The 23,121-nt window shown below is 50.6% G+C and carries 22 protein-coding genes; 19 read left to right on the forward strand and 3 right to left on the reverse strand.

Features of this window, described 5'->3' with window-relative positions:
- Positions 1–36 precede the first annotated feature (36 nt).
- Complete coding sequence (locus tag FOV68_RS14480) at positions 37–321, reverse strand: YciI family protein (RefSeq protein WP_010248560.1); 285 nt, start codon at positions 319–321, stop codon at positions 37–39.
- 9 nt (positions 322–330) lie between these two features.
- Positions 331–1,344 (reverse strand): aminopeptidase, encoded by a 1,014-nt coding sequence (locus FOV68_RS14485; RefSeq protein WP_143991110.1) that lies wholly within the window; start codon positions 1,342–1,344, stop codon positions 331–333.
- 363 nt (positions 1,345–1,707) lie between these two features.
- On the opposite strand from FOV68_RS14485, the gene cysG reads away from it, so the two are divergent.
- The 13 genes from cysG (at position 1,708) to rpoS (ending at position 13,080) form a co-directional block, all read left to right on the forward strand.
- Positions 1,708–3,123, forward strand: a complete 1,416-nt coding sequence (cysG, locus tag FOV68_RS14490) for a siroheme synthase CysG (protein ID WP_109652232.1) — start codon at positions 1,708–1,710, stop codon at positions 3,121–3,123.
- Between the two features lie 9 nt (positions 3,124–3,132).
- The gene (gene cysD / locus FOV68_RS14495; RefSeq protein WP_010248554.1) at positions 3,133–4,041 is read left to right on the forward strand and encodes a sulfate adenylyltransferase subunit CysD; all 909 of its coding nucleotides are present in this window, start codon (positions 3,133–3,135) and stop codon (positions 4,039–4,041) included.
- An 11-nt stretch (positions 4,042–4,052) separates the two neighbouring features.
- A complete protein-coding gene (gene cysN, locus FOV68_RS14500; RefSeq protein WP_031593990.1) occupies positions 4,053–5,480 on the forward strand; it encodes a sulfate adenylyltransferase subunit CysN in 1,428 nt (475 codons plus the stop codon).
- Positions 5,480–6,085, forward strand: a complete 606-nt coding sequence (gene cysC, locus FOV68_RS14505; protein ID WP_013358869.1) for an adenylyl-sulfate kinase — start codon at positions 5,480–5,482, stop codon at positions 6,083–6,085. The genes cysN and cysC overlap by 1 nt, the downstream gene beginning before the upstream one ends.
- A gap of 54 nt (positions 6,086–6,139) precedes the next feature.
- Positions 6,140–6,460 carry a DUF3561 family protein gene (locus FOV68_RS14510; RefSeq protein WP_064703510.1) on the forward strand — a complete coding sequence of 107 codons (321 nt, stop codon included), beginning with the start codon at positions 6,140–6,142 and terminating at the stop codon, positions 6,458–6,460.
- A 177-nt stretch (positions 6,461–6,637) separates the two neighbouring features.
- A complete protein-coding gene (gene ftsB / locus FOV68_RS14515; protein WP_013358867.1) occupies positions 6,638–6,955 on the forward strand; it encodes a cell division protein FtsB in 318 nt (105 codons plus the stop codon).
- A gap of 3 nt (positions 6,956–6,958) precedes the next feature.
- On the forward strand, positions 6,959–7,675 hold the full coding sequence (gene ispD / locus FOV68_RS14520; protein ID WP_010248543.1) for a 2-C-methyl-D-erythritol 4-phosphate cytidylyltransferase: 717 nt from the start codon (positions 6,959–6,961) through the stop codon (positions 7,673–7,675).
- Complete coding sequence (ispF, locus tag FOV68_RS14525; protein WP_010248541.1) at positions 7,675–8,157, forward strand: 2-C-methyl-D-erythritol 2,4-cyclodiphosphate synthase; 483 nt, start codon at positions 7,675–7,677, stop codon at positions 8,155–8,157. The genes ispD and ispF overlap by 1 nt, the downstream gene beginning before the upstream one ends.
- Entirely contained in the window at positions 8,154–9,194 is a 1,041-nt protein-coding gene (truD, locus tag FOV68_RS14530; RefSeq protein ID WP_031593987.1) for a tRNA pseudouridine(13) synthase TruD, read from the forward strand. Before ispF ends, truD begins: the two co-directional genes overlap by 4 nt.
- Before the next feature lie 191 nt (positions 9,195–9,385).
- A complete protein-coding gene (surE, locus tag FOV68_RS14535; RefSeq protein WP_003849099.1) occupies positions 9,386–10,147 on the forward strand; it encodes a 5'/3'-nucleotidase SurE in 762 nt (253 codons plus the stop codon).
- Positions 10,141–10,767, forward strand: a complete 627-nt coding sequence (locus FOV68_RS14540) for a protein-L-isoaspartate(D-aspartate) O-methyltransferase (RefSeq protein WP_039389361.1) — start codon at positions 10,141–10,143, stop codon at positions 10,765–10,767. Before surE ends, FOV68_RS14540 begins: the two co-directional genes overlap by 7 nt.
- 162 nt (positions 10,768–10,929) lie before the next feature.
- A complete protein-coding gene (gene nlpD / locus FOV68_RS14545; protein WP_031593985.1) occupies positions 10,930–12,030 on the forward strand; it encodes a murein hydrolase activator NlpD in 1,101 nt (366 codons plus the stop codon).
- Between the two features lie 57 nt (positions 12,031–12,087).
- Positions 12,088–13,080: an RNA polymerase sigma factor RpoS gene (gene rpoS, locus FOV68_RS14550; protein ID WP_003849090.1), complete on the forward strand. Its 993-nt coding sequence runs from the start codon at positions 12,088–12,090 to the stop codon at positions 13,078–13,080.
- 130 nt (positions 13,081–13,210) lie between these two features.
- On the opposite strand, the gene mutS is transcribed toward rpoS, so the two are convergent.
- A complete protein-coding gene (mutS, locus tag FOV68_RS14555) occupies positions 13,211–15,772 on the reverse strand; it encodes a DNA mismatch repair protein MutS (RefSeq protein WP_143991111.1) in 2,562 nt (853 codons plus the stop codon).
- Positions 15,773–15,929: 157 nt separating this feature from the next.
- Here mutS and FOV68_RS14560 point away from each other — a divergent pair, with 157 nt between their 5' ends.
- The 6 genes from FOV68_RS14560 to FOV68_RS14585 all read left to right on the forward strand — a co-directional run.
- Entirely contained in the window at positions 15,930–17,399 is a 1,470-nt protein-coding gene (locus FOV68_RS14560; RefSeq protein ID WP_143991112.1) for a tyrosine-type recombinase/integrase, read from the forward strand.
- Positions 17,396–17,995 (forward strand): hypothetical protein, encoded by a 600-nt coding sequence (locus FOV68_RS14565; protein ID WP_116584997.1) that lies wholly within the window; start codon positions 17,396–17,398, stop codon positions 17,993–17,995. Before FOV68_RS14560 ends, FOV68_RS14565 begins: the two co-directional genes overlap by 4 nt.
- 130 nt (positions 17,996–18,125) lie before the next feature.
- The gene (locus tag FOV68_RS14570) at positions 18,126–18,536 is read left to right on the forward strand and encodes an H-NS family nucleoid-associated regulatory protein (protein WP_143991113.1); all 411 of its coding nucleotides are present in this window, start codon (positions 18,126–18,128) and stop codon (positions 18,534–18,536) included.
- 626 nt (positions 18,537–19,162) lie between these two features.
- Positions 19,163–20,365, forward strand: coding sequence for a site-specific integrase (locus FOV68_RS14575; protein WP_143991114.1), 1,203 nt, complete (start codon positions 19,163–19,165; stop codon positions 20,363–20,365).
- Entirely contained in the window at positions 20,365–21,888 is a 1,524-nt protein-coding gene (locus FOV68_RS14580) for a site-specific integrase (RefSeq protein ID WP_143991115.1), read from the forward strand. Before FOV68_RS14575 ends, FOV68_RS14580 begins: the two co-directional genes overlap by 1 nt.
- Positions 21,881–23,121 (forward strand): hypothetical protein (locus FOV68_RS14585; RefSeq protein WP_143991116.1); only part of this gene is annotated, 1,241 nt, incomplete at its 3' end. The genes FOV68_RS14580 and FOV68_RS14585, both read left to right, overlap by 8 nt.

Consider the following 23,121-nt stretch of genomic DNA (forward strand, 5'->3'; position numbering starts at 1 on the left):
AGGGAGAGAAGTTTTTCGCTGCAGTCAGGCGGAAAGCTAAGCGCCTTTTAATCCGGCAAACGCCTCTGCTGCACGGGTCACATTCACTTTCGTCACCTCATACTCTGCCACCGTGACAAACGGATCTTCCGCTAAAATTGCATCCAGCTCTTCTCGCTCCATTTCCCTGACCAGCAACATGCCGCCCGTGCGCGGATCTTTACGTCCCGCTGCAATAAAAAAGCCCGCGTCAAAATAGCGATCCAGCCATTCGATATGGGCTGCCAGCAGCGCTTCAACCTCTTCTACCGGACGAACGTAATTCAGAAAGACCACGTACATGTCAGATCCTTACACTTTGGGATTGGTCAGTTCACTGAGCAGCGGCAGCAGCACGCGAACGCTGTCGCGGGTTCGCAAGGTTATCTGCCCCGGTAGCCAGCGGTCGAGATAGCTCAGATTATCCAGGTCAGTCTGATGGCGGGTAACGCCATCAGGAAAGTGGGGACTGCCATGACGCTGCAGTGCACCATCTTTATTACCCAGCGTCCAGTTGCTGGCGGTCACATCCAGCAGCGGAAAGCCCGCCTTGTCGAAGGCATTAAGCGCGTCAAAGTCTTTACGGTTCAGCTGATGACTGGCGGCGGGAATGCCCTGCTGACGTGCCAGCAACAGGGCTCGTTCGCTGGTCTGCTTGCGCACCGCCCGGGGCGTATTCATGCCGCTGTTAAAATAGAGATGATCGCCGGTGATCAGGCTATTCAGATCGATGACCAGCAGGGTATTTTTCTTCTCACGCGTGCTCATCCGCTCAACATAATCATCCATGCCGTGCAGATCTGCCTCTCCGGCGCTCAGCGCCACAAAGCGTATGCCGTAGTGCAGCGGTTTGTGGCTCAGCTGCTGCGCCAGCTCCAGCATCACGCCAAGACCCGATGCATTATCATCGACGCCCTGCAGGCGTAAGCCGCCCAGATTGTGCTGGGCCTGGCTGCTATTTTGCGGCGTCCAGGTATCCAGATGTGCCACGATCAGAATCTCCTGCGGCACGCTGCCGGCACGCGCGGCAATCACCGAGGTTGCCGTAAGCTTATGCCAGCGCTGCGTGCCGTCCTCTTCCTGCCACTTATAGCCGGTCCTGAACTGGCGGGTATTGGTCTTATAACCCAGCGCGGTAAATTGCTGTTGCAGGTAGTCGGCTGCCATCAGCTCAGCCGGGCTGCCGCTCATCCGGCCAGGAAACAAGGTGGCGATATGCCGGACCTGCTGTTCGGCAAACTGACCAGGTGGAGTGGCCAGAGCCAGCGGGGAGATGAGTGCGCCAAATAAAATTGTCGCTACCCTCAAGCGGAGGGAATAAAACATAGTGCATCCTTTTTCATTATTCGGGAGCCGTTCCGCATGGGGGCCAGGGCCAGCCATGCCGCGCGCATTATATCCTTTTTGTCCCGTGACTTTGTTAGTGGAATCGGGCGCTGTCACTACCGAAAGGCGTAACGGACCATTATCGCTGGCACTTATCTGCTTTTGCTGCCGCAGGTGTGGCTTTCAATATGTGAGCCTGTTCACGAAAAAGCCATTATATTTCATCTGTTAAGACCAAATTGTTCTGTGCTTTGCGGCGTCGTTATTCCATTCGGTAACTACTCATTCCAATTCGTAATTTCATCTGGATAAACCCAGCGACGTATAGTCGCGTTAATACAAAGTTAAAACATCAGGGTTAACGTGGACTATTTGCCTCTTTTTGCCGATCTTTCTGGCCGCCCGGTTCTGGTTGTCGGCGGGGGAGATATTGCGGCGCGAAAAATTGAACTGCTGCGCCGTGCACGCGCGCGCGTTCTGATCGCATCTCGTGAACTCTGCCCTGAACTGCAGGCACTGCTGGATAAGCAGGAGCTGGAGTGGCTGGCGACCGAATTTGACCCGGCCCAGCTGGATGGCGTTTTCCTGGTGATTGCCGCCACCGACGACAACCATCTCAACAGCCAGGTGTTTGAAGCCGCCAACGCGCGGCATAAGCTGGTTAACGTGGTGGATGACCAGCCAAAATGCACCTTTATCTTCCCCTCGATTGTTGACCGCTCACCGCTGGTGGTGGCGATCTCCTCCAGCGGCACCGCACCGGTGCTGGCACGCATGCTGCGTGAAAAAATCGAAACGCTGCTGCCTGCCAGTCTGGGTCAGATGGCTGAAGTGGCCGGACTCTGGCGCGATAAAGTCAAACAGCGCTTCAGCCGCATGTCTGACCGTCGGCGCTTCTGGGAACGCGCTTTCGACGGCCGGTTCGCCAGTGAGATGTCTGCCGGTAACGTCGAAGAGGCGAAACGCACGCTGGACCGTGAGCTGCAGGAAGAGCCGACCCGTCAGGGCGAGATCTTTCTGGTGGGTGCCGGGCCGGGCGACAGCGGCCTGCTGACGCTGCGGGGCCTGCAGGTGATGCAGTTAGCCGATGTGGTGCTCTACGACCATCTGGTCAGCGAAGAGGTGTTGGATCTGGTGCGCCGCGATGCCGATCGCATCTGCGTCGGCAAACGGGCCAGCGCCCACACGTTGCCGCAGGAAGAGATCAATCAGATGCTGGTTTCACTGGCGCTGAAAGGCAAGCGCGTCGTGCGCCTCAAGGGTGGCGATCCCTTTATCTTTGGCCGCGGCGGCGAAGAGCTGCAGGCGGCTCAGCAGGCGGGTGTGCCGTTCCAGGTGGTGCCGGGCGTCACCGCGGCAGCCGGAGCGACAGCCTATGCCGGTATTCCGCTGACCCACCGCGACTACGCGCAGAGCGTGATGTTTATTACCGGTCACTGCCGTCCCGATGGGGATGACATTGACTGGCCATCGCTGGCGCGTGCGCGTCAGACGCTGGCGATCTACATGGGAACCGTTAAAGCCGCTGCCATCAGCGAGGCGCTGATTCAGCACGGTCGCGCGCCATCAACGCCGGTGGCGGTGATCAGTCGCGGCACCCGTCCGGATCAACAGGTGCTGACCGGTACCTTAGAACAACTTGAGGCGCTGGCCGCCTCGGCACCTACTCCGGCGCTGCTGGTGATCGGAGAGGTGGTAAATCTGCACGGGCAACTCGCCTGGTTTAAACATTCAGCACAGCAGGGGGCTCGCGAGTCCGCTGTTGTCAATCTGGCTTGAGGGAAAATCATGGACCAAAAACGACTCACTCATTTGCGTCAGCTGGAGGCGGAGAGTATCCACATCATTCGCGAAGTGGCGGCGGAGTTCAGCAATCCGGTGATGATGTACTCCATCGGCAAAGACTCCTCGGTCATGCTACATCTGGCGCGTAAAGCCTTCTACCCAGGCACGCTGCCCTTCCCGTTGCTGCATGTGGATACCGGCTGGAAATTCCGTGAAATGTACGAATTTCGCGACCGCACCGTGAAAGCGATGGGTGCAGAGTTGCTGGTTCACCGCAACCCGGAAGGCGTGGCGATGGGCATCAACCCCTTTGTTCACGGCAGTGCCAAACACACTGACATCATGAAAACCGAAGGGCTGAAGCAGGCGCTGAACAAATATGGTTTTGATGCGGCCTTTGGCGGCGCACGTCGTGATGAAGAGAAGTCACGCGCCAAAGAGCGTATCTACTCATTCCGTGACCGCTTCCATCGCTGGGATCCGAAAAACCAGCGCCCTGAGCTGTGGCACAACTACAACGGTCAGATCAACAAGGGTGAAAGCATCCGCGTCTTCCCGCTGTCGAACTGGACCGAACTGGATATCTGGCAGTACATCTTCCTGGAAAACATCGAGATTGTGCCGCTCTATCTCGCCGCACCGCGTCCGGTGCTGGAGCGTGATGGCATGCTGATGATGATCGATGACGATCGCATCAACCTGCAGCCGGGTGAAGAGATCACCGAACGGATGGTCCGTTTCCGTACGCTCGGCTGCTGGCCGCTGACCGGCGCGGTAGAGTCTGAAGCGCAGACGCTGCCGGAGATCATCGAAGAGATGCTGGTTTCCACCACCAGCGAGCGTCAGGGCCGCATGATCGATCGCGATCAGTCCGGTTCGATGGAACTGAAAAAACGTCAGGGTTATTTCTAAGGAGACGCCAGATGAATACCGTAATTGCACAACAGATTGCCGACCAGGGCGGCGTTGAAGCCTGGCTGACCACGCAACAGCACAAGAGCCTGCTGCGTTTTCTGACCTGCGGCAGCGTTGACGACGGAAAAAGTACCCTGATTGGACGTCTGCTACACGACACCCGTCAGATCTATGAAGATCAGCTCTCATCGCTGCACAACGACAGCAAACGTCACGGCACCCAGGGCGAGAAGCTCGATCTGGCGCTGCTGGTGGATGGTCTGCAGGCTGAGCGTGAGCAGGGCATTACCATTGATGTGGCCTACCGCTACTTCTCGACCGAAAAGCGTAAATTTATTATCGCCGACACGCCGGGACATGAGCAGTACACCCGTAACATGGCGACCGGCGCGTCAACCTGCGATCTGGCGATCCTGCTGATCGATGCGCGTAAAGGCGTACTGGATCAGACCCGCCGCCACAGCTTTATCTCGACGCTGCTGGGGATCAAACACCTGGTGGTGGCGATCAATAAAATGGATCTGGTGGAGTACAACCAGGAGCGCTTCGAGCAGATTAAACAGGATTACCTCGACTTTGCTGCCCAGCTGCCGGAAGACCTCGATATCCGCTTTGTGCCGATGTCGGCGCTGGAAGGGGATAACGTCGCTTCTGCCAGTCAGACCATGCCGTGGTATAGCGGCCCGACGCTGCTGGATGTGCTGGAGACCGTGGAGCTGAAGCGCGTCGTCGATCATCAGCCGATGCGCTTCCCGGTGCAGTATGTCAACCGTCCGAACCTCGATTTCCGTGGCTATGCCGGCACCCTGGCGTCGGGCAGCGTGCAGGTAGGCCAGCGCGTTAAAGTGCTACCTTCTGGCGTGGAGTCGGCCATTGCCCGCATTGTGACCTTCGATGGCGATCTGCAGGAAGCGGGTGCAGGCGAAGCGATTACCCTGGTGCTGCAGGATGAGATTGATATCAGCCGTGGCGATCTGCTGGTGGATGCCAGTGAAGATCTGGCAGCGGTTCAGTCTGCCAGCGTTGACGTGGTCTGGATGGCAGAACAGCCGCTGCAGGCCGGTCAGAGTTACGACCTGAAAATCGCCGGTAAGAAAACCCGTGGCCGGGTAGAGAAGGTGCTACATCAGGTCGAGATCAACTCGCTGGAGACGCGTCAGGTCGATACGCTGCCGCTGAACGGTATTGGTCGCATTGAGATCACCTTTGACGAACCGATGGTGCTCGACAGCTATCAGCAGAACCCGGTGACCGGCGGCATGATCTTTATCGATCGCCTGAGCAACGTCACCGTGGGTGCCGGTATGATCCATCAGCCAAACCATGATGCCCCGGTTAATACCGGTGAGTTCAGCGCGTTTGAGCTGGAACTGAATGCGCTGGTGCGCCGCCACTTCCCTCACTGGAATGCGCGCGACCTGCTGGGCGGTCAGTAATGGCTCAGCACGACGATAACGTGGTGTGGCATGATCATCCGGTGACACGCGCCTCACGCGAACAGCAGCATGGCCATCAGGGCGTGGTGCTGTGGTTCACCGGGCTTTCGGGCTCGGGGAAATCCACCGTTGCCGGTGCGCTGGAGCAGGCGCTGCACCGTATCGGCGTCAGCACCTATCTGCTGGATGGTGACAATGTGCGTCACGGCCTCTGTCGTGACCTCGGTTTCAGCGATGATGACCGTAAAGAGAATATCCGTCGCGTCGGTGAAGTGGCGAAACTGATGGTGGATGCCGGACTCGTGGTGCTCACTGCCTTTATTTCGCCGCATCGCGCCGAGCGTCAGATGGTGCGCGATCTGCTGGAGCCGGGACAGTTTATCGAAGTTTTTGTCGATACGCCGTTAGCCGTATGTGAAGCGCGCGACCCGAAAGGGTTGTACCGCAAAGCGCGCGCCGGTGAACTGCGTAATTTCACCGGTATCGACAGCGTCTATGAGGCGCCCGATAGCCCGGAAATCCAGCTGGACGGCGAACAATTGGTTACAAAACTGGCCGCCCAATTGTTAGACCTGCTGCGTGACCGCGATATCATCAGGTCCTGAAGAGACAGCGGCAAATCGTTTCTGATTTGCCGCCCTCGCGCCAACAGGATGCCTATGCAGAACATTACCCCAATGCTCGCCCGAAAAGATGACTCCTCCCCGGATGAGCCGCGCTCATTGCTGCCGGGCGGCGTTATCGGCTTTCTCGCTTACTGGTGCGCGCTGGCGATCCCTTTCCTGCTGTTCGGCTCTAACACGCTGTTCTTCTTTCTTTATACCTGGCCATTCTTTCTGGCGCTGCTGCCGGTTGCGGTGGTCACGGGTATCGCGCTGAATACGCTGCTGAGTGGACAGTGGCTGTGGGCCGCGCTCGCAACGGTGATCCTGGTAGTCACGCTCTTCTGGTTAATGTTCTCTTTTCTCTCTGGCTGGTAAGCCGTCAGTGCGCCCGCGCTGATGTGCAAACGCATCGGCAGGTTACAAATCTTTTCCCGTCTGAATCGGTACTGATTCATATTTTGCGCAGACGCGCAGCAAAGCGCGCCATTTTCTCCGCTGGTGTGGAGTCCTGTGCAAAGTTATGGGATGATTGGGCCGTTTTTAGGGGGCGGGATGGGAAAACTGACGTTACTGTTATTGGTGCTGCTTGGCTGGCTGCAATATTCATTGTGGCTGGGGAAAAATGGCATCCATGACTATACGCGCGTCAATGATGATGTCGCGGTGCAACAGGCAAACAATGCCAAACTGAAATCGCGAAACGATCAGCTGTTTGCCGAAATTGACGATCTCAATGGCGGCTCGGAAGCGATCGAGGAGCGTGCACGCAATGAACTGGGCATGATTAAGCCCGGTGAGACTTTCTATCGTCTGGTGCCTGACCAGAACAAACGCAACGCGCAACAAGCTGCGCAAAACCAACAACGATAAAACATGAACACTCTGGCCTCCCTTGCGGATGTGATTGCCGTGGTGCCCGCTGCCGGGATCGGCAGCCGCATGCAGGCAACCTGTCCGAAGCAGTATCTGACGATTGGTCAGCACACCCTTCTGGAACACAGCATTGCGCGTCTGTTTTCCCATCCCGCTATCAAACAGGTGATTGTCGCCCTCAGTCCTGATGACCAGCACTTCGCTTCACTGCCGCTGGCACGCGATCCGCGCGTGCTCAGGGTGACAGGCGGAGAGACCCGCGCCGAATCGGTGCTGGCCGGATTGCAGGCTGCACAGGGTTCCGCCTGGGTGCTGGTCCATGACGCCGCGCGTCCCTGTCTGCATCCCGACGATCTCCAGCAACTGCTCAACGTGCGTGAACAGAGCCACGTTGGCGGGATTCTGGCCGCGCCAGTGCGTGACACCATGAAACGGGGCGAGCCGGGCAAAGCCGCGGTGGCGCATACCGTAGAGCGCGACGATCTCTGGCACGCCTTAACGCCGCAATTTTTCCCTCATGCGCTGCTCACCGCCTGCCTGACGCGGGCGCTGGCAGAAGGCGCAACCATCACCGATGAAGCTTCGGCGCTGGAGTATTGCGGCTACCACCCGCTGTTAGTCAGCGGACGCAGTGATAACATCAAAGTCACCCGGCCAGAAGATCTGGCGCTGGCGGCTTTTTATCTGAGTCAGATTCAATTAAAGGAGAGCGCATGATGCGTATCGGTCACGGTTTTGACGTTCACGCCTTTGGCGGAGAGGGTCCGTTAGTGATTGGCGGTGTGCGGATCCCGTTTGAGCAGGGTTTTATCGCCCATTCCGATGGCGATGTGGCGCTGCATGCGCTGACTGACGCGCTGCTGGGCGCAGTGGCGATGGGCGATATCGGCAAGCTGTTTCCTGACACCGATCCGGCCTTTAAAGGGGCGGACAGCCGCGGCCTGCTGCGTGAGGCCTGGCGCCGTATCGAAGCCAAAGGCTATCGCATCGGTAATGTCGACGTCACGATTATTGCTCAGGCACCGAAAATGCTGCCGCACGTGCCACAGATGCGGATCAATATTGCAGAAGATCTGGGCTGCCATATGGATGCGGTCAACGTCAAAGCGACCACCACCGAAAAGCTGGGCTTTACCGGGCGCGGCGAAGGCATCGCCTGTGAAGCGGTGGCGTTAGTCCTGAAAGCTGACAGCCAATGATGCTGAATTACCTGCACGGCACACCCGTGGCCTCCGGCGTGATCAAAGCCAATCCGGAAGATTTCGTGGTGGTTGAAGATCTCGGTTATGGCGCGGATGGTGAAGGTGAGCACCTGCTGGTGCGCATCCGTAAAGTGGGGGCCAATACCCGCTTTGTGGCGGAGGCACTGGCGAAGTATCTCGGTATTCATCAGCGCGACATGAGTTACGCCGGAATGAAAGATCGCCATGCGGTGACGGAACAGACACTCTGTTTTCGCCTGCCGGGTAATGCGATGCCCGATCTGCGCGGTTTTGAGCTGGAAGGGGTCGAGATTCTGCAGGTGGTGCGCCACAAACGTAAGCTGCGCATCGGCGCACTGGCGGGGAATGCGTTCCGGCTGATCATCCGCCAGATCAGTGATCGTGATGCGGTTGAAACGCGTCTGGCGCAGATTCGCGATGCAGGCGTGCCGAACTATTTTGGTGAACAGCGTTTTGGTCGCGGCGGCAATAACCTGGTGATGGCAGAAAAGTGGGCGCGTAATGAGATCATTATTCGTGACCGCAACAAGCGCAGCCTGATGCTCTCTGCCGCGCGCAGTGCGCTGTTTAATCAGGTGACCAGTGCGCGTCTGCAACAGCAGGGTGGGCTGACTCAGGTGCTCAACGGCGATGCGTTGCAGCTGACCGGACGAGGCAGCTGGTTTGTCGCGCAGCCTGATGAACTGGCAGAGTCACAGCGCCGGGTTGATCAGCATGAGCTGCGCATCACCGCGCCGCTGCCGGGACGGGGCGAGCCTGGCCCGCAGGCTGACGCGCTGGCCTTTGAACAGCAGGCGCTGGCTGATGAGACGCTGCTGCTGGGACTGATTGAGCGTGAGAAGGTCGATGCTGCACGCCGCGCCATGCTGGTGGTGCCGCGCGATATGCAGTGGAGCTGGTGGGATGATGTCACCCTGGAACTGGCATTCTGGCTGCCAGCGGGCAGCTTTGCCACCAGCGTGGTCCGGGAGCTGCTGACCCACGCGGACTCGCCCGATCAGATTGATGAGTAATCTTCGCCGCAACCTGACCCGCAGTGTGGGTAATGTTGCGGCAAACCCCCACCGTCGTGTGATTTACGCCTACCACTTCCTTGCGCGCCTCGCTAGAATGCAAAAATCGCCGTCTATTCCTCACCTGTTGCCATGCCGTTAAAACAGGTTCCGTCACGGCGACCAGTCGAATAAAAAAAGGTCAGAACGAAATGCGGATATTGCTCAGTAACGATGACGGCATTCATGCGCCAGGCATTCAGACTCTGGCGAAAGCCCTGCGGCAGATTGCTGACGTGCAGGTTGTTGCCCCCGATCGTAACCGAAGCGGTGCCTCGAACTCATTAACGCTGGAAACGCCTCTGCGCACCTTCACCCATGAAAACGGCGATATCGCCGTCCAGATGGGGACGCCGACCGACTGCGTCTATCTGGGGGTGAATGCGCTGATGCAGCCGCGTCCCGACATCGTGGTGTCGGGCATCAATGCCGGCCCTAATCTGGGCGATGACGTGATCTACTCCGGTACGGTGGCGGCGGCGATGGAAGGGCGACATCTTGGCTTACCGGCTATCGCGGTTTCGCTCAATGGCCATCAGCACTACGCCACCGCGGCGGCCGTGACCTGCGCGCTCCTCAGGGCGCTGACGCATGAACCGCTGCGCACTGGCCGCATTCTCAATATTAACGTCCCCGATCTGCCGCTGTCTGAACTCAAAGGCATCCGCGTGACGCGCTGTGGCAGCCGCCATCCGGCGGATCAGGTGATTGCGCAGCAGGATCCGCGTGGCAATACACTCTACTGGATTGGTCCGCCAGGCGAAAAACTGGATGCGGGCCCGGATACAGACTTCGCCGCCGTGGATCAGGGCTACGTCTCTGTCACGGCACTGCATGTCGATTTAACGGCGCACAGCGCGCAGAACGTGCTCAGTGACTGGCTGGCTAAAGCTGAGGTGAACCTGGCATGGTGAATCGGCGTATTGAGACGTTGCTGTCACAACTGCGTCAGCAGGGCATCGATGATGAAAACCTGCTGAAAGCCATCAGTGAGGTGCCGCGCGAACGTTTTATCGACGAAGCGTTCGAGCATAAAGCCTGGGACAATGTTGCCTTGCCCATCGGCTCCGGTCAGACGATATCACAGCCCTACATGGTCGCGCGGATGACCGCGCTGCTCGGGCTTAATCCGCATTCGCGTGTGCTGGAGATTGGTACGGGTTCAGGTTATCAGACGGCGATTCTTGCCCATCTGGTGGACCATGTTTATTCAGTGGAACGCATCAAAGGGCTGCAGTGGCAGGCCAAGCGCCGCCTGAAACAGCTGGATCTGCATAATGTCTCAACCCGTCATGGTGATGGCTGGCAGGGCTGGCCTTCACGTGGCCCCTTCGATGCCATCATCGTTACGGCAGCACCGCCTGAAATTCCGATTGCGCTGATAGCACAACTGGCAGAAGGCGGCATCATGGTGCTGCCGGTTGGTGAAGATCAGCAGGTACTGAAGCGCCTGCGTCGTCAGGGCGAAGAGGTGATTGAAGAGACCATCGAACCAGTGCGTTTTGTCCCGCTGGTGCAGGGCGATCTGGCCTGACCCTCTTCGTATTTCTTCACAACTGTTTCATAGCACCACGTACCTGATGTTGTTACTATCCAGTTTATTCATCGAAAACGCAGATTTTATCGCGCCGCGCAGAGTATCCTGCTGGCAGATACAGTGAAACAGATAGATCAGAGTTGCCATCACGGGGGATTAATGAGCACGGGAAGCACACTTTTTCAGTTACGCCGTCTGGCGGCGCTTTCACTGGTAGGTTTTTGGCTGGCAGGCTGTAGCTCCAGCGACAACTCACAGGCACCCATCAGTCGCGTTGGCGATAATGGTGGCATGAACGCTAACCAGTCTGGAGCAGACACGAGTTCAGGCGGCGTTCCTGCCACGCCAGCCCAGGGACAAATGTTAAGCAAAAATTCAGCATCTGCCCCCGCTAATGGTGGAATGATTAGTACCAACAGCAATGTTGAGACACAAAATGGCCGGATTGTTTACAATCGCAGTTATCAGAACATTCCTAAAGGTAGCTACTCCGGCGAAACTTATACCGTTAAGCGTGGCGACACATTGTTTTACATTGCCTGGATTACCGGCAACGATTTCCGTGATTTAGCCCAGCGCAACAATGTTCCTGCGCCATATGGCCTGAATGTCGGCCAGACTCTGCAGATTGGCAATGGGTCGGGTCAGCCGATTACCGGCGGCAATCCCATTACCGTTGCTGATGCAACGCAGGGCGGCGTTCCGGCGGCGCCACAAATTAAATCGCCTGCTGTTGCACAGCAACCTGTTATTACGTATTCTGATGATTCAGGTAATTCGGGTGGCAGCAAAATGTTGCCTTCGAATGGAGCAAATGTTGCAACGACAACAGCTCCAGTCGTTACCGCACCCCCAACGGTTAGCAGTACAACCAACAGTTCAACGCCGGTCGGAAGCTGGCGCTGGCCGACTGACGGGAAGATCATCGATAACTTCTCTGCCGCCGAAGGTGGCAATAAAGGTATCGATATCGCCGGGACGCGCGGACAATCTGTGGTCGCCACTGCTTCAGGACGAGTGGTTTACGCAGGTAACGCACTCCGGGGTTACGGTAATTTAATCATCATTAAACACAACGATGATTACCTGAGTGCCTACGCCCACAACGATACAATGCTGGTCCGGGAACAACAGGAAGTTAAGGCGGGGCAAAAGATCGCTACCATGGGTAGCACCGGAACCAGTTCAGTCAGATTACACTTTGAAATTCGTTACAAGGGGAAATCCGTAAACCCGTTGCGTTATTTACCGCAGCGATAATCCGGCAGAACAAAACAGGTTTATGTTCTGCCCTGGAATCACGGGTAGGAGCCGCTTATGAGCCAGAATACGCTGAAAGTAAACGAGTTACATGAGAACGCGGAATTCGATGAGAACGGAGCTGAAATTTTTGACGAGAAGGCACTCGTTGAAAATGAAGCCAGTGATAGCGACGTAGCGGAAGAAGAGTTGCTATCACAGGGTGCGACGCAACGTGTGTTAGATGCGACGCAGCTCTATCTCGGGGAGATTGGCTATTCTCCGTTGTTAACGGCAGAGGAAGAGGTCTTCTTCGCTCGCCGTGCATTACGGGGTGATATCCCTTCCCGTCGCCGTATGATCGAAAGTAACTTACGCCTGGTGGTGAAAATCGCTCGTCGTTACAGCAATCGTGGTTTAGCTCTGCTGGACCTGATTGAAGAAGGTAACCTCGGCCTGATTCGCGCCGTAGAGAAATTTGACCCGGAGCGCGGGTTCCGTTTCTCAACGTACGCCACCTGGTGGATTCGTCAGACTATTGAACGGGCGATCATGAATCAAACCCGTACCATCCGTCTGCCGATTCACATTGTGAAAGAACTGAATGTTTATCTGCGTACTGCGCGTGAACTTTCCCACAAGCTCGACCATGAGCCGAGTGCGGAAGAGATCGCAGAGCAGCTTGATAAACCAGTTGATGACGTAAGCCGCATGTTACGTCTCAACGAACGCATTACCTCGGTTGATACGCCATTAGGCGGTGATTCTGAAAAAGCGCTGCTGGATATTCTGGCCGATGAGAAAGACAACGGCCCGGAAGACACCACGCAGGACGATGATATGAAACAAAGCATCGTTAAATGGCTGTTCGAACTGAACGCCAAGCAGCGTGAAGTGCTGGCACGTCGTTTCGGCCTGTTGGGCTATGAAGCGGCAACACTTGAGGATGTGGGTCGTGAAATCGGCTTAACCCGCGAGCGTGTACGCCAGATTCAGGTTGAAGGTTTACGCCGTCTGCGTGAAATCCTGCAGGCGCAGGGCCTCAGCATTGAAGCACTGTTTCGTGAATAATCGTTAACAGTAAATCTGAGTTTGAATGCGAAAAGCGATGGTGAAAACCATCGCTTTTTTTATGTCTGCAGAAAAGTGATTTGCGGGCGAGTAAGCATCGCACCGCGCATTAACGCGGTGCGGTTGACTATCAGAGGAGCGATTTAAGACGATAAATCCAGTCGAGCGCCTGACGCGGTGTCAGCGTATCCGGATCCAGCGCCTCAAGCGCCTCCACCGCAGGCGAGGTCTCTTCAACCAGCAGCGGCAGCTGAGAGCCATCGACCGTCGATGACGCGGAGTGGTTTGAAACGGTCTCAAGTTCCTTCAGCTTATTGCGTGCCCGCTTAATCACCTCTTTGGGCACCCCGGCCAGCGCCGCTACCGCCAGACCATAGCTCTTACTTGCCGCACCCTCCTGGACGCTGTGCATAAAGGCGATCGTGTCGCCATGCTCAACGGCATCCAGATGGACGTTGACCACGCCTTCCATTTTTTCCGGCAGTGTTGTCAGCTCGAAGTAATGGGTGGCAAACAGCGTCATCGCCTTGATGCGGTTCGCCAGGTTTTCGGCGCAGGCCCAGGCCAGCGATAAACCGTCGTAGGTGGATGTTCCACGGCCAATCTCATCCATCAGCACCAGGCTGTTTTCGGTGGCGTTGTGCAGGATGTTAGCGGTTTCGGTCATCTCAACCATAAAGGTCGAGCGCCCGGAGGCGAGATCGTCAGCGGCACCGACACGGGTAAAGATGCGATCCAGCGGGCCAATCAGCGTCTCATCGGCAGGAACAAAACTGCCAATCCATGCCATCAGCGCAATCAGTGCCGCCTGGCGCATATAGGTACTTTTACCGCCCATGTTGGGGCCGGTAATAATCAGCATTCTGCGCTGGGGTGCCAGTGACAGTGGGTTGGCAATAAACGGCTCTTTCAGAACCTGTTCCACCACCGGATGACGTCCGCCGCTGATTTTAATCCCGGCTTTATCCTGCAATACCGGGCGGCAATAGTTCAGGGACCAGGCACGTTCTGCCAGATTGCTTAACACATCCAGCTCTGCCAGCGCGGCGGCACTGAGCTGCAGCGCTTCAAGATGCGGCAGCAACTGATCGAACAGCGCCTCATACAGGCTTTTTTCCAGCGACAGCGCTTTACCTTTGGAGGTGAGTACTTTGTCTTCGTACTCTTTCAGCTCCGGAATGATATAGCGTTCAGCATTTTTCAGGGTCTGACGACGCACATAGTGCATCGGTACCTGATGGCTCTGTCCGCGGCTCACCTGAATGTAATAACCATGCACGCCGTTAAAGCCGACCTTCAGGGTATCCAGTCCCAGCTTCTCGCGTTCGCGGATCTCCAGCCGGTCAAGATAGTCGGTTGCGCCATCTGCCAGTGCGCGCCACTCATCCAGCTCCGCGTTGTAGCCGGGCGCAATCACTCCGCCGTCACGGATCAGCACCGGCGGTGACTCAATCACCGCCTGCTCCAGCAGCTCACGTAACGCAGTGAACTCGCCCATCTGCGTGCGCAGCTTCTGCAACTGGGGCGCCTCAACATCGGCCAGCAACTGGTTAAGTTCCGGCAGTTGCTGAAACGCATGACGCATGCGAGCCAGATCGCGCGGACGTGCGGTGCGCAGGGCCAGGCGAGCCAGGATTCGCTCCAGATCCCCGACCTGACGCAGCACCGGTTGCAGCACGTCGCTGAGATTTTGCAGCTCAGCAATCGACTCCTGACGCTGGTTAATGATGCGCGCATCGCGCAGCGGCATATGCAGCCAGCGTTTCAGCATCCGGCTACCCATCGGGGTGACCGTTTTATCCAGCACCGCCGCTAAGGTGTTGTCGGTGCCGCCTGCCAGGTTCTGGGTGATCTCCAGATTACGGCGGGTGGCCGCATCCATGATGATACTGTCCTGCTGCCGCTCCATGCTCAGCGAGCGGATGTGGGGCAGCGTGGTGCGCTGGGTATCTTTGGCATACTGCAGCAGGCAGCCCGCCGCGCTCAGTCCGAGGTGCGCATTCTCCACGCCGAAGCCATTAAGATCGCGGGTGCCGAACTGCAGGTTCAGCTGCTGGCGTGCGGTGTCGATCTCAAACTCCCACAGCGGACGGCGTCGCAGGCCGCGTCGCTGATCGATCAGCGACATCGCCTGAAAATCTTCGGGGTAGAGCAGCTCCGCCGGATTGGTGCGCTGCAGCTCTGCCGCCATGGTTTCAGCATCGGCAGGTTCGCTGAGGCGAAAACGGCCTGAGCTGATATCCAGCGTGGCGTAGCCAAAACCGCGCGGGCTTTGCACAATCGCCGCCAGCAGATTGTCGTGTCGCTCCTGCAACAGCGCCTCATCACTGATGGTACCTGGAGTAACGATGCGCACCACTTTGCGTTCGACCGGGCCTTTGCTCAGCGCCGGATCGCCTATCTGCTCGCAGATGGCAACGGATTCGCCCAGCTGCACCAGTTTAGCCAGGTAACCTTCAACCGCATGATAGGGCACACCCGCCATCGGAATCGGCTCGCCCGCTGACGCACCGCGCTTGGTGAGTGAAATCTCCAGCAGCTGCGAGGCACGTTTTGCATCGTCATAAAACAGCTCGTAGAAGTCACCCATACGGTAAAACAGCAGAATGTCAGGATGCTCCGCCTTGAGGCGCAGGTACTGCTGCATCATTGGCGTATGGGTTGAAAAGTCCTTATCTGTAGACTCTTTCATATTGAATTAACTCATTTTTATGGCTTTAGAAGTACTCAAGTGGCCCCATTTGAAACCCTGATAAATCCATCTAAATCCGAAAATTTGTATGCCAGATGTATTCTAGCTACTATCGAGAATACAACATGGCTCTTCTGGTATACATGAGGCAACAACAGTGAAGATGACTCTGAATCAATCAATAATTATCAATAAGTTATCGATAGAAACCAAACCTGAGTTAGATTCAGACGGACGAGTTGTGTATGTGCCTAACATTTCTGGTAAGCCGTATCTTATCACTGACAGCCACCGTGATTCACCCGTAGGCTTTGGTGTAAAGATCAGTGCAACAAAGAAGACCTATATCATCCAGAGAAGAGTTTCAGGAGGGGACAGAAGTCCTTCAGAGGGCAAGTCACCTTCACAGGTAATCAGAGCGACGATAGGTAATGTATCGGATTTTGCATCGATTGATCAGGCTCGTGAAGTTGCGAGAACCTATGCACAATCGATGAAATCTACTAAAAGAAACCCAAATGCAGTTAAACGAGAAGCTGATATCGCAGAGCTGACCCTCAGTGAGATTTTTGCTCAGTATCGTCAGCACCTCTTAGGACGAAGCAAACCAGCAAAACCAAATTCAATCCGGGTGCTGGATAAAGCGGAACAAAAGCTTAAAGAGTGGGAGCGGTATAGGGTCCGTGACCTCACAGGAAGCCTCATTCTTAAGAAGTTTGATGAGATAGCCTCAAAAACCAGAACGACGGCCGAGCAGACTTTTAGATGGGCAAATGTGGCAGTTCAACATTCTATCGATGTAGAAGCGATGAATGCACAAAGCCAGCAACGACTGCCTGTACTCACTTACAACCCATTCACTGTGCTCAGAGTGCAAAAGAAATACCGTAGTCGCTCTGAACTGGAAGAAAGCTATCAGTCAAAAGGTGTGAGAAATCCGCTTTCAGCAAAAGATACATTGGGTAAGTTTCTGGATGCACTGAACAACAAGAGAAGCTTTAACCGCCCTGGTTGCGATTATCTTCTGCTAACGGTGTTGCTTGGTGCGAGGAAGGAAGAAGCGGCTTCTCTATGCTGGAGAGAGGAGCTATCGGCAGAAGAAGCAAAGTCTACGAGCTATGTCGATTTGGCTAATAAGAGAATTTTCTTCTTTGATACTAAGAACAGGACGAATCATGAGCTTCCCATCTGTGATGCTGTCAGATGTTTGTTAGAGCAAAGAAGGGATATCGTTTTTGATAAGGAAGTAAAAGCGAGTCGCAGAAAATGGGTGTTTCCGGCACGATCACCTCGAAGCAAAAGCGGGCACTATAGTGACAGTAAAACACTTAGGGAATACCTATGTGCAGAAGCCGGAATCGCTAAGTTAGGCACTCATGACCTGAGAAGAACCTTTGGCAGGATCGCTGAAGAGATTGGCTCCTATGCTGTTGTAAAGAAGCTGCTGAATCACCGTAACACAACCGATCCTACCGAGAGATATGCTGAACCAGACAAAAACCGTGTTTTTGAGGCACTACAGCGGATTGAGCTACATATACTGATGACTGCGCCAGGGTTATATAATAATTTACTGGCTTCAGCAAAATACCCACCAATACCTGAATATTCTGGGAAGCAAGCATGAGTGCTATTGAAACCTTGAGAGAGATGTCAGAGGTCTGGAGTTTGTTCGGTGACATGCCGGATGATGCCACCATTGGGGTAGATTTAGCAGCACTGTATTTAGGAGTAAGTGTTAAAACCCTTGCTCGTTATCGCCAGAATGGTGATGGTCCACCCTATGTGCAGTATCAGTCTTCTGAAAGCAAAGCCCGAAATCAGCGAGTAAATTATCTGCTTGGCGATCTTCGTGTTTGGCGAAACAATCATAGAGTCAGTGGCACCATGCAGGCCGCTCAGGTTAGGGGATTGGCATTCACAACCCTTTCCGATCTTACTTGCTCACAACCGTTCTGGAGCATAAGTAAGGGGAGGGTGATTATCGGTCATGCTCTCAGGATTACAGATGACGCTTTTAAAGGTTACCTCAGGGATAGTGACTATGTTTTGATATGGCTTTCGGTTGAAGAAGCTCTACTCAAAGATTGGGTATGGGCAAATGAGAGAGAAATCTGGCATTCGAACTTTGTGGAATACTTAAAGAAAATAATACTGAATTCGATTGCTCTGCAAGAAAAACACGAAATAAATCAATTTTTGAAAGATTCAAAGGAGCTTTAGCTCAATCTTTTAGATTAGTCTTTTCTTACATAATTTAAGTTTTAAAAGGTGACTTACAAAATTCTTCGGTTAAAATTATTGAGTGGACTATTTATAGTAATTTAGAAAGTTTAATATAGGGAGCTTTACAATGAGCGAAGATTTAAAAGTATTTAGTAACATCCGAACCTTAAGAGCACAAGCTCGCGAAACTTCTCTGGAGATTCTCGAAGAAATTCTTGAGAAAATTGCAGCAATCGTTGAAGAAAAACGTCTTGAGGAAGAATCAGGTAAGAAAGAACAAGAAGAAAGAAAAGTGAAACTTGAAGCTATCCGTGAGCAACTTCTTGCTGATGGGATTGATCCACAGGAACTACTTGGTAACTACGGGTCAAGCTCAACATCAGCAAAACAAAAATCAAGCCGTAATCCTCGACCTGCAAAATATAAATATACGGACGAAAATGGCAATGAGAAAAGCTGGACGGGGCAGGGGCGTACACCTAAAGCTATAAAATATGCTCTCGACACTGGTAAAAATCTTGATGATTTTATGATCTAGAAAATGTTTTAGCTAATCCATTTTATTGGGTTGGCCTTTCTTTACTTTATTTTTAATGAAATTATTTTTAGTGCTAAGCTAAACCCCTTCTATTGATATCCCATTATTAAAAATTGGTTTTTATATTTATAACTACCATCCTCACCCACGATTTCATGTTAGTAAAATATCAACTTTAAAAATCTTTTTATAAGATCCTTAGTTCGGTAGTGGACAAATAGGATGGTATATTAAATTTGACTAAGTGTTTTTGGTGTGCTAATAAAATAACAATTCTAATGAATAAATGAATTAGAATTAATTTAAAAATGCAAGATATAAAGGATTTATTCAGGGGAATGTTGCCAAATACTTTACTGGAATTATTTAAAAGTGAGATATACCAAGGGATAAATTAGTGAATAGTTAGTATCAGGTAGATAGAAAGCACCTTCTATCTACCTTATATATAAATGTAAAAATAATATTAGATCCACTTGATATTACTAACTTTATTAAGTAAAAGACAATGATTTATTTGCAAGATACTTATAGGTCATTTTCTATGTAGGTTATACATATACCTATTTTGCAAGATTTTTAATTAAGAGTGGAACTAAAATAATGTAATTAAAATAAGGAGACGTATGGATAGAATAGTAACTAATACAATAAAAATGGATACTGGAGAGAGATGTTGTTTGATCACTGATAAAGTTTCAAAAGTGCCACTTTATTATCCGTGTTTGTATATATCAACTGAGTTAAGAAAGAAGAACGAATCAATTTCAACTATTGAGCTACATTCAGCGAGTATAGCTCTATTTTATAGATTTCTCAATCTCAAGAGTATAGACATAGAAGCAAGGATCAGAACAGCAGAGTTTCTTCATCTTCAAGAGATTGATGCATTGAAGGAATTTATAACTAACAGAATGAAAAAAGAGAGAGTTATTAATCTTAATAGTGGTTGTAGGGTTAGTAGCAATACTCAATACTTCAGATTAACAGCTATTACAAAATACCTTGAGTGGTTATGTGACTTTTTCACTGTAAGTTATAAAAGAGATCATATAATCATTGATAAATTCATTGCGAAAATGAAAAGTCATCGACCTAAAATTAGATTAAGGAATCAAGATTCAGCAATCGATAAAAACCTCAATCAAAATCAACTTAATGTTTTGTTTGAGATTTTGAAGATAGGTTCAGAAATGAATCCATTCAATGCTAATGTCCAAAGACGAAACAGATTAATGATGTTAATTCTTTATCATTTAGGATTAAGGGCAGGAGAGTTACTAAACATCAGGGTCACAGATATTGATATAGGCTCTCAGACAATTTCAATTAACAGGAGGGCTGATGATCCTAATGACTCAAGGATTAAACAACCGCTTGTTAAAACCTTAAAAAGAAAGCTGTCTATATCAAATGACCTATGCAATGAAATCTGCAATTATATAAAAATTGAAAGGCGTAAGCATAGAATGAAAAAAGATAATGGCTATTTATTTATCTGCCATAAAAAAGGAAATACATTCGGAGAACCCTTGTCTATTCAGGCATACCATAAAATTATTAATGCCTTGAAGAATTCATGCCCCGAACTTTCCAGAATGACAGGACATAAGTTAAGACATACCTGGAACTATGAGTTTTCTTCAAAAATGGACCAGATGGAAAATCCACCTAACCAATATGAGCAAGAACAAATGAGGTCTTTACTGATGGGTTGGAAAGAGGGTTCTGGCACTGCTTCTACTTATAACAGAAGATTCATCGAAAACAAGGCCGCAGAGATAGCTTTAAATATGCAGAAAGAAATGATCAACAGAGGAGGTGCTTGATGCTAAAAGTATATGTTAATGGAGACGATAATGAGAGCACTAATGAAGCTAAAACTAAAGGTTATTACTTTTCCCTAAATGATGAGACATGGAAGCTAAGTCGAAATGTGATAGTTAACATCAAGGCGGTGAAAGATGTGATAAATAAAGAATTGCTGGAGGGCTATTTAAAAACGCTAAAATATTTAGCCTGTGAATTAAGTCCTGCTTCAGTTAAATTAATAAGCAATAACTTTAGGAGGTTTATTATAAATCTTAACCCAAAAAAGGTTGATGAATTTTCCCTTGTCAGGTTCAGAGGATCTGAGGGTAGGGACAATAACATTATGTCATCGGTAAGGATACTAATCAAAAAGTGGTATGAGTTAGGCTATTGTGGAATAAGTAAAGAAGCATATGATTTTTTATGTAAATTGGTCATTCCTGATAATAAAAAAGGAGAAGTAGTAAGGAGAAGAGATCAGGTTAAAGGCCCTTTTACTGATATTGAGTTACAGTCTTTTCTTGAAGCTTGTTATAGGGCATATGATAAGGAAAAAATCGACATTACGCAATTAGCGATGGCTTTGCTGATAAGTGCAACCGGAAGACGGCCACTACAGATCTCACAGATGAAGGTTTCAGATATAAAAAGGATAAAAGTAAACGAGAATAGCTATTCCTATGTCATTTGTATCCCAAGGATAAAACAAGGCTTGGGATTCAGGGAATCTTGCAGAAATTATCAAGTGACAAAAGACTTGTATGATTTACTCTGTAAGCAGTGTGATTTAAGTATCGAAAAAGTTCGTAGTGTACTTAATAGAGATTTAATTGATAAAGAAGTTGAGAATATACCGCTATTTATATCACTACAAAAGTTAGAAGGCTTCAAAATCAATAACGAATCCAGAGAGATATTTGTATCGGATAAAGCTCACGAATACTCTGTGAAGATAAATAAGACGCTTAATTTCATTGCTGAAATAGAAAATGTTATTTCTGAAAGAACTTATGAAAGATTAAATGTAAATCCCCGAAGGTTTCGTTATACCGTTGGCACCAGAGCAGCAAGAGAAGGTGCAAGCGAATTAGTTATTGCAGAACTATTAGACCACTCTACAACTCAATATACGGGGGTGTATGTTGAGTTTAATGCTGAACATGTTGCAAGAATTGATGAGGCAGTGGGAAGTCATATGCAGAAATATGCTGGTTTCTTTCAAGGTAAAATTCCTTCAATGAAGAAAAATGAATTGCCAGTAAGGAATTTATCAGGGGAGGTCACTGGAGTATGTGATGGTTGTAAGTCTTGTAGGGCTAATGTTCCTATTCCTTGTTATACCTGCCATCACTTTCGCCCATTTGTTGATGCACCACATAAAGAATTACGAGATCATTTATTAAAACGAAGAGAAAGAATTATGACTGATACTAATGATGAAACTATGAGTAAAACATTAGACAGAACAATAATGGCTGTAGAGGAAGTATTAAAAAAATGTGAGATTTTAAAATTACAAAGGAGAGATAGATATGAATGAAATTGATATAGTTGAATTTAAAAGTAAAACGGAAATCTTAGCAGGGAAAAACCTCGATGAATTTATTAAAAACTGCAAAGAACAGTTAAGTGGAAATCTGCATGATAACAATTGGGAATGCAATCATTGGAAGAAAATTTTTAAATTTACTAAATTTAAGAGAGGGAATAGTAAGGTTGATTTAAGTAGTAACACGGAATTCCTTGATTTCGTTTACATTGAATTTTGCAAATCATATGTAGCTTTTATTTTTTGCTCTAATCCAAAAGGATTTGATAAGTTAACTTTTCCAATTGTACTTAGGGTTATTGAAAAAAATCTTTTAGCCTACACGGGGTCTGGTGATATAAAAAAACTAAACCCAGTCATTCTTGATGAGTGCTTGTCCGAGATAGATGATAACTACACTAAAGGGGTGGCATACAAATGTGGTAAATTCATGGAGAGGTTAATTGCTTTCCTGAACGAGAAAGAACTTCTTAATTGTGGATTAATGAAGTGGAGTAGTTACATCAGACCACCTGAGTCAAGATTGTCGATCTCTGATAATGCAGACAAAGCCAGATTAGCTAAATTGCCCACTGAAAAAGCATTACAAGCAATTGGTGAGATCTTTTCAATGCAGGATCATGACCTTCACGAAAAAGACCTGTTTGTTACTTCAGTGTTTGCATTGCTCATGTGCGCACCCAGTCGTATAACTGAAATATTATCGCTTAGAGCTGATTGCGAAATTTTCGAAAAGAACAGGGAAGGAAAGGAATGTTATGGCTTGAGGTTTTATTCATTAAAAGGTTACGGGGCAAACATAAAGTGGATTCCTGAAATCATGGTTCCCACTGCCCAACTTGCCATTGAAAGGCTGCTTAGAATATCTGAAAAGCCAAGATTAAGAAGTAAGGTTCTTGAGGAGGATATGAAAAATGAACGAGGCGGAAAAATTTGGTTTGATAAGGAAAAGGATGTTCGCTTCAGTAACGCTATTTGTGCTCTATTCGATAACCAACTCAGTATGAAACGAGAAACGGGTAATAAACTGTTCAAAATAAGAAATGTCTTTTTCTCAAAGGAGTTAGGGAGTTCAAAAGTCGGTAAGCATAAGAACATTTTCGAAAGGCATGGATACTATGATGAACATAACAAAGCTTTGTTCTTGAGAACTCATCAGGCCAGACATCTACTTAACACTATCGCTCAAAGAGGGGGCCTTGGAGAACTGGACATAGCAAAGTG

The organism is Pantoea sp. paga (genome assembly GCF_007558755.1).
Lineage (GTDB): Bacteria > Pseudomonadota > Gammaproteobacteria > Enterobacterales > Enterobacteriaceae > Pantoea > Pantoea agglomerans.

What these genes read in the sequence shown, in the direction of transcription:
- FOV68_RS14480 (WP_010248560.1), bottom strand. Translation starts at nt 321, where the DNA reads ATGTACGTGGTCTTTCTGAATTACGTTCGTCCGGTAGAAGAGGTTGAA.
- FOV68_RS14485 (WP_143991110.1), bottom strand. Translation starts at nt 1,344, where the DNA reads ATGTTTTATTCCCTCCGCTTGAGGGTAGCGACAATTTTATTTGGCGCA.
- cysD (WP_010248554.1), top strand. Translation starts at nt 3,133, where the DNA reads ATGGACCAAAAACGACTCACTCATTTGCGTCAGCTGGAGGCGGAGAGT.
- cysN (WP_031593990.1), top strand. Translation starts at nt 4,053, where the DNA reads ATGAATACCGTAATTGCACAACAGATTGCCGACCAGGGCGGCGTTGAA.
- cysC (WP_013358869.1), top strand. Translation starts at nt 5,480, where the DNA reads ATGGCTCAGCACGACGATAACGTGGTGTGGCATGATCATCCGGTGACA.
- FOV68_RS14510 (WP_064703510.1), top strand. Translation starts at nt 6,140, where the DNA reads ATGCAGAACATTACCCCAATGCTCGCCCGAAAAGATGACTCCTCCCCG.
- ftsB (WP_013358867.1), top strand. Translation starts at nt 6,638, where the DNA reads ATGGGAAAACTGACGTTACTGTTATTGGTGCTGCTTGGCTGGCTGCAA.
- ispD (WP_010248543.1), top strand. Translation starts at nt 6,959, where the DNA reads ATGAACACTCTGGCCTCCCTTGCGGATGTGATTGCCGTGGTGCCCGCT.
- ispF (WP_010248541.1), top strand. Translation starts at nt 7,675, where the DNA reads ATGCGTATCGGTCACGGTTTTGACGTTCACGCCTTTGGCGGAGAGGGT.
- truD (WP_031593987.1), top strand. Translation starts at nt 8,154, where the DNA reads ATGATGCTGAATTACCTGCACGGCACACCCGTGGCCTCCGGCGTGATC.
- surE (WP_003849099.1), top strand. Translation starts at nt 9,386, where the DNA reads ATGCGGATATTGCTCAGTAACGATGACGGCATTCATGCGCCAGGCATT.
- FOV68_RS14540 (WP_039389361.1), top strand. Translation starts at nt 10,141, where the DNA reads ATGGTGAATCGGCGTATTGAGACGTTGCTGTCACAACTGCGTCAGCAG.
- nlpD (WP_031593985.1), top strand. Translation starts at nt 10,930, where the DNA reads ATGAGCACGGGAAGCACACTTTTTCAGTTACGCCGTCTGGCGGCGCTT.
- rpoS (WP_003849090.1), top strand. Translation starts at nt 12,088, where the DNA reads ATGAGCCAGAATACGCTGAAAGTAAACGAGTTACATGAGAACGCGGAA.
- mutS (WP_143991111.1), bottom strand. Translation starts at nt 15,772, where the DNA reads ATGAAAGAGTCTACAGATAAGGACTTTTCAACCCATACGCCAATGATG.
- FOV68_RS14565 (WP_116584997.1), top strand. Translation starts at nt 17,396, where the DNA reads ATGAGTGCTATTGAAACCTTGAGAGAGATGTCAGAGGTCTGGAGTTTG.
- FOV68_RS14570 (WP_143991113.1), top strand. Translation starts at nt 18,126, where the DNA reads ATGAGCGAAGATTTAAAAGTATTTAGTAACATCCGAACCTTAAGAGCA.
- FOV68_RS14575 (WP_143991114.1), top strand. Translation starts at nt 19,163, where the DNA reads ATGGATAGAATAGTAACTAATACAATAAAAATGGATACTGGAGAGAGA.
- FOV68_RS14580 (WP_143991115.1), top strand. Translation starts at nt 20,365, where the DNA reads ATGCTAAAAGTATATGTTAATGGAGACGATAATGAGAGCACTAATGAA.